At 43.1% G+C, this 10,791-nt stretch carries 8 protein-coding genes; 6 read left to right on the forward strand and 2 right to left on the reverse strand.

Annotated elements, in window-relative coordinates:
• Positions 1-27 precede the first annotated feature (27 nt).
• From RMY32_RS31565 to RMY32_RS31575, 3 genes are read left to right on the forward strand one after another with little or no spacing between them, the layout of a single operon-like run.
• A complete protein-coding gene (locus tag RMY32_RS31565; protein ID WP_322713579.1) occupies positions 28-1,125 on the forward strand; it encodes a Gfo/Idh/MocA family oxidoreductase in 1,098 nt (365 codons plus the stop codon).
• Between the two features lie 7 nt (positions 1,126-1,132).
• Positions 1,133-1,378 (forward strand): HNH endonuclease, encoded by a 246-nt coding sequence (locus tag RMY32_RS31570; protein WP_322713580.1) that lies wholly within the window; start codon positions 1,133-1,135, stop codon positions 1,376-1,378.
• A gap of 38 nt (positions 1,379-1,416) precedes the next feature.
• Entirely contained in the window at positions 1,417-1,662 is a 246-nt protein-coding gene (locus tag RMY32_RS31575) for a hypothetical protein (RefSeq protein ID WP_322713581.1), read from the forward strand.
• Between the two features lie 205 nt (positions 1,663-1,867).
• On the opposite strand, the gene RMY32_RS31580 is transcribed toward RMY32_RS31575, so the two are convergent.
• Entirely contained in the window at positions 1,868-4,585 is a 2,718-nt protein-coding gene (locus RMY32_RS31580; protein WP_322713582.1) for a DUF3536 domain-containing protein, read from the reverse strand.
• A gap of 531 nt (positions 4,586-5,116) precedes the next feature.
• Between RMY32_RS31580 and cax the strand changes: the two genes are divergently transcribed.
• Together cax and RMY32_RS31590 are read left to right on the forward strand one after the other, a co-directional pair.
• Positions 5,117-6,208: a calcium/proton exchanger gene (cax, locus tag RMY32_RS31585; protein WP_322713583.1), complete on the forward strand. Its 1,092-nt coding sequence runs from the start codon at positions 5,117-5,119 to the stop codon at positions 6,206-6,208.
• A 206-nt stretch (positions 6,209-6,414) separates the two neighbouring features.
• Positions 6,415-7,563, forward strand: coding sequence for a serine/threonine-protein kinase (locus RMY32_RS31590; protein ID WP_322713584.1), 1,149 nt, complete (start codon positions 6,415-6,417; stop codon positions 7,561-7,563).
• A gap of 458 nt (positions 7,564-8,021) precedes the next feature.
• On the opposite strand, the gene gndA is transcribed toward RMY32_RS31590, so the two are convergent.
• On the reverse strand, positions 8,022-9,506 hold the full coding sequence (gene gndA, locus RMY32_RS31595; protein ID WP_322713585.1) for an NADP-dependent phosphogluconate dehydrogenase: 1,485 nt from the start codon (positions 9,504-9,506) through the stop codon (positions 8,022-8,024).
• A gap of 216 nt (positions 9,507-9,722) precedes the next feature.
• On the opposite strand from gndA, the gene RMY32_RS31600 reads away from it, so the two are divergent.
• A complete protein-coding gene (locus RMY32_RS31600; RefSeq protein ID WP_322713586.1) occupies positions 9,723-10,460 on the forward strand; it encodes a Ycf66 family protein in 738 nt (245 codons plus the stop codon).
• The last annotated feature ends 331 nt before the right edge of the window (positions 10,461-10,791 follow it).

The raw sequence follows: 10,791 nt of genomic DNA on the forward strand, positions 1-10,791 counted from the left end.
TTGCATAAATATGAGGATAAAAATTAGATGATTGGAGTTGCGATCGCCGGCACTGGATTTGGTCAAAAAGTCCATATACCCGGATTCCAAGCACATTCTCGGACTGAGATAGTTGCTGTTTATCACCGCGATATAAATAAAGCTGAAGCCATAGCAGAATCCCATAATATTCGTCACGCTTCCAACTCCCTTGCAGATATTGTGGCATTACCAGAAGTGCAAGCCGTCAGCATTTCTACACCGCCTTTTTTGCACTATGAAATGGCAAAAACTGTACTACAAGCTGGCAAACATTTATTATTAGAAAAACCGACAACTTTAAATGTATTTGAAGCGAAAGAACTTTATCAGTTAGCTAAAGTCAAAAGCGTCATTGCAACTGTAGACTTTGAATTTCGCTTTGTACCAGCATGGCAATTGTTTGCAGAATTATTGTCAGAAAAATATGTGGGTGAGTTACGCCTAATTAAAATTGATTGGTTAGGTTCTTCTCGTGCTGATGTTTCACGCCCTTGGAATTGGTATTCTGAGAAAGAGAAAGGAGGCGGTGCATTGGGATCTTTAGGTTCTCACGCCTTCGATTATATTCACTGGTTATTCGGGCCAGTGCGTAGATTAAACGCTCATTTAACTACTGCTATTCCTACACGAGTTGACCCGATTAGCGGGGAATCTAAGGCAGTGAATACAGATGACAATTGTATATTAACGCTGGAATTAGCCAATGGTACACCTTGCCAACTTTCTATCAGTGCGGTTGTTCATGCAGCAAGAACCCATTGGGTAGAAGTATATGGCGATCGCGGTACATTAATTGTAGGCAGTGAAAATCAAAAAGATTATATACATGGTTTTCGTGTTTGGGGTTCCCAGCCAGGTAAATCTCTAACAGAAATAGAAATACCGAATCGGTTAATTTTTCCCAAAAATTATGCTGATGGCCGGATTTCGGCATTTATCCGCGTAGTAGACCAATGGGTGCAAGGAATTGACCGCCATCAGGAAATTACACCATCACTACGCGAAGGAATTTATTCTCAGCTGTTGATGGATTTGTCTCATGAATCGCATCAAAAAGCAAGTTGGGTAGATGTCCCAAGCTTGGAAAGATTTCTGAGTAACTAGAAAACAAATGACCAAAACTCCCCGCATTCGTATCCCGCCGGAAGTCAAAAAATATGTTTTTCAACGCGACCAATATCAATGCCGAAGCTGCGGTAAAACTAATGTAGAAACTAACCTCAGCATCGACCATATCATTCCCCTGGCTCGTGGCGGTCAAAATGATATCAGCAATCTCCAAACTCTCTGTTTTACTTGCAATCAGCAGAAAACAGATAATATCGATCTGCGTTTTAGGCGATATTTTGAACTTTAGGTTACGATGGTATGAGCTATTAGTTTCTCCTCATTTCTATGCCTCAAAATCAAAATAGCAATTCCCTAATATTTCTCAATATTAGAACTACCCTTTTTTACTTCTTCACTATCATAGCTATTTTTGCAGTAGCCTTTCCCTGGTTATATGAGATTAAAACGAAAGCTGGGATCGATATATCACCTGGACGCCATGCAGGAACATTTTTTGAAAAACATACACGCGGACTCTTCAAGTGTGAGTGGCTTTATCCCTACCATTGCGATCGCTCTCACGTTAGGTAATATCATTTCCGGTTAAATACTTGTCATCTCGAAACTAATTTACCGGACATGGATTATATAATATCATGTCCGGCAAATCAAGCTGAATAAAAATGTTTGTTCGTAGTAAGGACTTTAGTCCTAGCTTTGGGGACTGAAGTCCCCACTACAAACTGCTTATTATGGCTGAAGTTGACACCAATGTACCGCTGTAGTGTCCCTACATCTATTTCAACTGATTTGAGATCGAGCTAACATCAACGGCTAACTTTTTACCCAACTTGAGCAACTGAAGACACTGATTATCTGCTTCATTACCAACGCTAGTAATACACACTGGTGCTATCTGACTTTGCAGACAACTAAAATATAATTCCTGCGATCGCTGTAGGGAAATATGAATATTTAGTTGATCCCCGACATCAATCAATCGTTCCAACAGTTGGATATCTGCATTAAAGGTATCATTGGCATCGTGCAACAGTTGCCAGAGCGATCGCGCAATTAACTGTTCTAACATTTGCTTACCGTCGGGAATATTCAGCCGACAACGCAAATGTTTTGCTTCAGTGGCGATCGCCTCCAATTCTAAGATGTGACTCCAACTCTTTTGGGGATCGGCAATCTCTTGCTCAAGCGATCGCAATGTCATCAGACAGCGATGCCCTAAAGCAATATCTGCTGCCACCTGCAATTCTTGCGGTACTGCAAGTTCATCACGATGAAACGCCATCAGCACACCGTAATTATCACGGTAGGCTTGAGTATATAACTGTCCTAAACGTGCCAGTGTTTCCTGACTCAACAGCCGCATAATCCGGTGGCGTTCTTCAGCAAATAGATTTTGCAAGTTAAAAGCTTCTTTTCCAAATAGCTGTGTCATCGCCAAGATCGTATGAGCCGCACTAGCTTGTTTTAGCGCCCCAAACAGCTTTTCTTTTAATTTGCTGTAGTCACGCCGTCCAGTAAATTGTTGAATGCCACAGTGGAAATCCCAGCCTCCCAAATGTAGGACTGCAAATACCAAATGCTCACTTTCCCAAGTAATCTCTGATACCAGCTTTAAATTTCCCACAGCCAGAGTTAGCGATCCCATACGTTGCAGTTGGTAATCTAGCTCATTGGCAGCATAGCAATAAACCCGCTTCTGGTAACGCTGAGACTGTTTGTCAGCAGCATCTTTTCTCGGTAGAGAATTGTGCGTTTCTGCTGGTTTCTGATTGGTAAACAGGGAAGTAATGGCGTAATGGGCTGCAACTTGCTTAAAGCCAAGTTGGGCAGTTAACACTAGTTGCCGATAAATTTCTGCACCGTGTTTGAACTGATCCACATTACTGGGGGCTAAACCTAGATGTTTGACGAAGCCTTTTTCCAGCTGCACGCCGGCCACTTCCCCTGCCAATTCCAAAGCACGGGCGGCATAGCGCAGAATTTGTGTCCCTTCTGGACGGGAAATTTCTTCAAAAAACCAGCCACAACTAGTGAACATTAACAACGCGTGACGCTGCATTTCTAATAGGCGCAAAGCGTCTACTTGTTCGGCTGCGGTTAGTTTGTGGGTTTGATGACGGGCGAGAAAACGGTTGACATTGGTAGCAGAGCGATCGCGTATTACTTGGATATATTCATCTCGCGCTAGCCAGGGATCGCGAAATAACTGTCTACCATGTTCTGTATACACTTCAGTTAGCCGATCCCGCAGCCAATTTAGAGCATCCCGCAGTGGACGACGCCATTTCTGATGCCAAACTGAGCCTTCCCCACCGCAACCACAGTCATCCTCCCATCTGCCGACACCGTGGGCGCAACTCCAGGCTGTGACTGACTTTAATTCCACTTCCCAACTGGGAGAATTTAAGCTCAGGTAGTGGGCGAAGTTCGTCACCGTCCAACTTTGTTGAGGAAACTCTTTGGTAAAGGCGTAGGCTAAAGTTTTCTCTGTTCCCTTTTTGTGATGTCCGAAGGTTTCTCCATCTGTCGCCACAGAAATTAGCTGTGCCAGACGATGATCCCCACGCACTGCCGAACCAATACGTCCGGTAAAGTGACTGGAATTATAAACGACATCACTAAAACCCATATCCCGCGATATCGGGCCATCGTAGAAGAAGATATCAATGTAGGGTAATTCTTCTGTACTAGCATCCTTGGGGCTAGTGGCGATTGCACTCAGAGGTGAAGATGAAGTGTCTAATGTGGGCTTCAAATAACAACGATAAGGACGGGTAGAATCAATCTGACTACCGCCGACTTCGATCCATTCAGGATGGGGACGATCTGGAGTTGGGAGGGGACGGCAACGCAGTGCTTGAGATGGTGCCAGGACAATGAAGCGAATACCCTCAGCCACAAGAGCTTCTAGGGTGGCGTAGTCTACAGCAGTTTCTGCTAGCCACATTCCTTCGGGATCGCGGCCAAAGCGGGATCGGAAGTCTTCTTTACCCCAGCGAATTTGGGTATATTTGTCGCGCTCGTTCGCCAGAGGCATGATGATGTGATTGTATACTTGCGCGATCGCATTGCCGTGACCATGCAAGCGTTGGCTACTCTTGGCATCCGCCTCTAAAATCCGCTGATAAACTTCCACATCGTAGCGTTCTAGCCACGACATCAGCGTTGGGCCAATATTAAAACTGAAATACTCGTAATTATTGACGATCCCCACCACTTCGCCTTGCTCATTTAAGACTCTGGCAAAGGCGTTTGGACGATAGCATTCCCAATGAATCCGCTCATTCCAATCATGGAAAGGTGCAGCGCTCGGTTGGCGTTCAATTGCGTCCAGATAAGGGTTTTCCCTTGGTGGCTGGTAAAAATGACCATGCACCGTCACATAAACACCATTAGCTTTTCTCAGGGGATCGGTTTCTTTGGTGTTATTGGGATCTGAATGTAATGTTAACGTTGAGCCAGAGCTAGCTGGCATTTGGTCAGCAGAAGTCATGTATATTTATCCAAAACAAAAAACTTGCAGTTGCACCGAAATAATTCTGTGTAAACCTTACTCCAATAGTTTTTACACAAAATCCGGTATAAACAACAACTATGGAATCCAACCAAATTTTTGACGAGGCAGTTTTATTTTAGTCGGAAATCTGCGTTATCGCACAGCCCTTTCCTTGAAGGCTTAAAGTAATTGGCCATTGAACAAAGCCTTAGTTAGGGGTTTTCTCTTCTTAAGCGCCAATCAAAAATTTAATTGTCTTTTAATATATTAAACCCCATTTTTGATGTAATATTTTGGCTCAAATTCATAGTTTTGCAACAAAAGATTACGAAAACTCATTATATCGCAATTTTGCTTTACACAACATCCACAGCGGTGAACGGAAAACAGTACAATCTCTGAATTGTTCTACAGGCGGTTGAGAGTATCCTATGGGAGTGCTGAGTGAAAGTAATTGTTAATTCAACACTCCAAATTTAAAATTTAGGATTGCTCGCTGTGAATGATACCCTCAACTTAAGACAACAAATGTCAACCAAAAACATTATTCTTTTCGCTTTACTACTGTTTATCCCGGTTTCTGTAGCAGCCCACTTTCTGGAGTGGGGAGAATTAATAGTTTTCATTACAGCCGGATTAGCAATTCTGCCCTTAGCAGCTTGGATGGGTACAGCTACAGAAGAAATTGCTGTGGTAGTTGGGCCATCGCTGGGGGGCTTGTTAAACGCCACCTTTGGCAATGCTACAGAATTAATCATTGCCCTAGTAGCGTTAAACGCTGGGTTAGTAGATGTAGTCAAAGCTAGTATCACGGGATCGATTATTAGCAACTTACTACTAGTGATGGGTTTTTCCATGCTTTTGGGAGGACTGCGCTACAAAGAACAGACATTTCAGCCAATTGTGGCGCGGGTGAATGCTGCTTCGATGAATTTGGCAGTGATTGCCATTTTGATGCCAACAGCAATGAACTATACTTCTCAAGGAATTAACGAACAAACATTGCAAAATCTTTCTATTGCTGTTGCCGTAGTTTTAATCTTGGTTTACGCGCTAACGCTGCTATTTTCGATGAAAACCCACTCCTATCTTTATGATGTGGGTGTAGCGGAGACAGAAGAAGAGGAAACCCCTCACGCGAAACCAAATATGATTTTGTGGGTTGGCGTGTTGCTAGTATGTACCTTACTAGTGGCAATTGAGTCAGAAATGCTAGTAGATTCTCTGGAAGTGGCTACATCTCAGCTAGGTTTAACGGCGCTGTTTACAGGGGTGATATTGGTTCCCATCGTTGGTAACGCGGCTGAACACGCCACAGCAGTCACCGTGGCGATGAAAGACAAGATGGATCTTTCCCTTTCGGTAGCTGTGGGATCGAGTATGCAGATTGCCTTATTTGTTGCACCCGTGTTAGTTATAGCAGGGCGGGTATTGGGGCAACCAATGGATTTGGATTTCAAACCCTTTGAATTAGTCGCTGTAGTTGTGTCAGTGTTGATTGCCAACAGTATTAGTTCCGATGGAAAGTCTAATTGGCTGGAAGGCACTTTGTTATTAGCAGCTTATACAGTATTGGGGTTCGCCTTCTACTTCCATCCAGTTATGGAAGGTATGGGGTAGTACCGCAAGGCGGAAGTCAAAAGTCAAAAGTTTGTATATCAAGGCTTTTGCAAGTTTTCAAATGGTGGCTTGATTTCCGCCGCGCTGTAATAGTTAGTAGTGCGTAAGCGTAGCCCGTCGTAGAGATCGCTCATATTTTAACGGATTCGCAAAAGTCTCCACCCTTAACGCCAGTAAAATAAAGAGATATAAGAGCGATCGCCTATATGAGCTACTGCCTTAACCCCCATTGTCCTAAGCCTGAAAATCCCAATCATGTCAATTTTTGCGTGACTTGCGGTGCAAAATTACTCCTCAAAGAACGTTACCGTGCGATCAAACCAATCGGACAAGGTGGTTTTGGCAAAACCTTCTTAGCTGTGGATGAGGATAAACCTTCAAAACCACGCTGCGTAATTAAGCAATTTTATCCTCAATCCCAAGGCACTAGCACTCTGGCAAAAGCTGTAGAGTTATTTAACCAAGAAGCAGTACAGTTAGATGAATTGGGCAAACATCCCCAAATTCCCGAACTACTGGCATATTTTACCCAAGAAAATCGGCAGTATCTTGTACAAGAATTTATCGACGGGCAAAACTTAGCCCAGGAATTAGCACATAGGGGTGCTTTTAGTGAAATAGAAATCTGGCAATTACTAAATGATTTATTACCCGTATTGCAATTTTGTCACGCCAGACACGTAATTCACCGAGATATTAAGCCAGAAAATATTATTTTACGCGAGAGCGATCGCAAACTAGTACTAGTAGATTTTGGTGCTGCTAAATCTGCCACTGGCGCTGCCTTAAATAAAACTGGTACTACTATTGGTAGTCCAGAATATGTTGCCCCGGAACAAATGAGAGGTAGGGCTATTTTTGCCAGTGATATTTATAGTTTGGGTGCGACTTGTATTAATTTATTAACAGTGCGATCGCCCTTCGATTCTTATGATACGAATAACGATACTTGGGTATGGCAGCAATACTTGAAAACTCCCGTCAGGAATGAGTTGAGTCGCATTCTCAACAAAATGCTAGAAAGTATTCCAATTCGGCGTTATCAAACAGTAGATGAAGTTCTCAAGGACTTAAATAAATACTCGCCAGCAGCATCAAAGCCAGCGATTGCACCAAAACCGATTTCTCAATCACCACCAAATTCTTCACCTGCTTTTGTATCGAAATCTCCTAGTCAAATTGAGAAAGAATTAGAAGAAATGAAAACCCAATTTATGGGTGGTAGTAAACCTCAACCAAATAAAATACAGCCACCAAACCCGACACCTCAGCCTACTAGTAAAAGCAAAATAGATGAAGAATTAGAAGAATTAAAAGCCAAATATCTTGGAAAGAATAATACGCCAAACCAATGATAAAACTAAATATCAAAAGCCTCTTTACATAAACTACCAATTCAATCGGGAAATTTACAGCAGTTTTCTTTTGCATAAGGTACAAAGTCACTGGTTTTGAGGCGGGAGGCAGAAGAATAATTTGATTTGTGAATCCTTGGTTCTGTACCTCATTTAGCTGCAAACTGCTGTAAGTGCTAACACCATTTTCTTGCGCAATCAGATTTTTTAGTCACCTGATTTTTTTGCTTGAAACGCTTGTAAATCAGCGCTTTTTCGGGAACGAAACAGCCCTGCCCTTATAAAGGGGGGAAACTTGAAATCTTACCCCCTCCCCAATACATCGGGGAGGGTTGGGGAGGGGTGATTCAAGGATTTTTGCAAGAGGTGTATTACCGCAGTCGCTTAATTTGAAAATGGTTTTAACAAAAAAGTGACTCTGAATTCAGAGCCACTTTCAATTTACAAACTAAAACTCTCTAATTTGTAGGTGTAGTTGGTTCTGAAGTTTGCAGCTCTCTTGGCGTGGAAGTTTGCACTGATGCTTCAGAAATCGGTGTCCATTCAGTGTGGAAGACTCCGGGCTTATCAAGTCGCTCGTAGGTGTGCGCCCCGAAGTAGTCGCGTTGGGCTTGAGTGAGGTTTTGGGGCAAGCGATCGCGTCGATAGCTGTCAAAATAATCTAATGACGCACTGAATGCTGGCACTGGAATTCCCAGTTTTGCTGATGTTACCAACACTTCGCGCCAAGCTGTTTGTCTATCGAGAATCGTCTGCTTGAATTCAGGAGCCAACAGCAGGTTAGGTGGCGCTGGATTTACGTTAAATGCGTTCTTAATCTTATTCAAAAATCCAGCACGAATAATACAGCCACCCTTCCAAATCCGCGCCAATTCACCTAAATTCAAGTTAAAATTATAGGTTTTTGAAGCTGTAGCTAACAGTGCCATGCCCTGAGCGTAAGAACAGATTTTTGAGCAATACAGGGCATCCCGCACCATGTTGATAAAGGCTTTGGTATCTCCCTCATACTTGCCAGAAGGGCCTGTAAGTATCTTGGATGCTTCTACCCGCTCTTTTTTGAAGGAAGACATGATTCGGGCGTTCACCGCTGCAATCATTGTCGGTACAGCAACTCCCAAATCCATTGCAGTTTGCACTGTCCAGCGTCCGGTTCCTTTTTGCCCTGCGGCATCAACAATCAAATCGACCAACGGTAGATTTGTATCTGGGTCAATGTAGGGGAAAATCTTTGACGTAATTTCAATCAAAAACGAATTGAGTTCGTCTGTGGTGTTCCATTCGGCAAAAACTTCGTGTAGCTGATTGTGGTCTAATCCAGCAGCATTTTTCAGCAAGTCGTATGCTTCTGCAATCAGCTGCATATCGCCGTATTCAATGCCGTTGTGTACCATTTTAACGTAGTGACCAGCACCACCAGGACCGCAATAGGTTACGCAAGGGCCATCATCAACTTGGGCAGCAATTTTATTAAAAATTGGTGACAGATATTCGTAGGAGCTTTCTGTACCTCCAGGCATCAGTGAGGGGCCATTTAGCGCACCTTCTTCACCACCACTAACACCCATCCCGATAAACCGAAGTCCAGCGGGTTCTAATTCCTGAGTGCGTCGTTCTGTATCTTCAAACCAAGAGTTACCACCGTCGATAATGATATCGCCTTCCTCTAACAAGGGTTTGAGTTGAGCAATCACCGCATCTACTGGCTTACCAGCTTGCACCATTACTAGAATTTTGCGGGGACGTTCCAATGCAGCAACAAATTCTTCTAGGGTAAAGGCGGCTTTGACGTTCCGTCCTGGCGCACGTTCTGCCATGAATCTGTCGGTTTTATCGCGCGAGCGGTTGTATACTGCGATTGGAAAGCCATTACGTTCCACGTTTAGAGCGATGTTCTCACCCATAACGGCTAATCCAATCACACCAAAGCTTTGTAGTGTCATAAAAAATTTCTGGCTAACTCTTGCAGATCCTTTTACTTTAAGGGTAGTCCGATATTTTCCCTTCTCCCCTAAAGAAGACCTTAAGACTTGATATAAACCACAAAAATCCACAACTAACATGGATAATTAATTTTAAATTGTATCTAAATCAACAATTGACTGGCAAAATTTGCAAAATTGAAATAATCAAAGGACGCAGTAAGGAGTAACCAAATAATGCTGGCATTTGTCCTAGCTTTGGTAGTGGGTCTTGGTAGTTTAGCCATTTACATAGCAGCTTTCTTTTTCCCAGAAATCCACCGCAAGAATGACTTTATCTGGAGTGGTGTAGGATTATTCTACGCTTTAGTCTTATGGGTGTTTGCACCACGCATTACTGGAGGTTTGTTGCTCGGTCATGTGGCTAGTGTGGCTCTTTTGGTCTGGTTTGGCTGGCAAACTCTATCATTACGTCGGCAATTGACTCCACAGGCACAACAAACCCAAGTACCCAGTACTGAGACGGTAAAAACTGGCATTCAAGAACAGGTGAATAAGTTGTCCCTTCAGGAACGGCTGGGACAGTTGCAAAAAGGTCTTGGTAGTACCTTCAGTGGCGCGAAAGACAAGGTGCAACAGACTGTGAGTAAAAAAACACCCACAACCCCCAAACCTGAAGATATTACTTCTGTACTGTCAGAGAAACCTGCCATTGAGATTATTGACAAAACTATTGTCATACCAGAACCACCAGCAGAGGAGACAGTTACTACCGACACCGAAGCAAAAACCGAGAGTGTACCGGAAGCGATTCCCCCACATCCCCCATCTCCTGAATTGGTAGAAGCAGCGCAACCAGATTTTGAAATTGAGGATAAGCAACCGATTCCCGTAGAAGACATTGCGCCGGATGCGGTACTCGCTCCCCCAGCAGAAACGCCACCTGAGCAAATACCGCCTAATCAAGGTAGTTGAATGCAGTGAAACCCAGTATTAATCTTAGATGATGTTGGTTTTCACTGAACTCATAGTGGTTTCCATTCAAGTAATATAGGGGCTAATTGTAGAAGCAATTTATGAATTGCTTCTACGGTTTAGCTAACTCCAATGTATTAATTTTGAGTTAATTTTTTAGTAGAATTGACAAGTAATTCTATTCTTTTTTCTAAGTAGCTAGGTGCAATTAAATATAAAACGCTCCAGTGTGTATTCACCAGCTTCGCTACGATTTTTCATTCCATCCATTACAGCGATCGCTAAATCGTATTCATTATCAAACATCTGTCCGGCAATTTCATGACTTTTA

The sequence above is a fragment of the Nostoc sp. ChiSLP03a genome, from assembly GCF_034531215.2.
In the GTDB taxonomy this organism is placed as follows: Bacteria; Cyanobacteriota; Cyanobacteriia; order Cyanobacteriales; family Nostocaceae; genus Nostoc.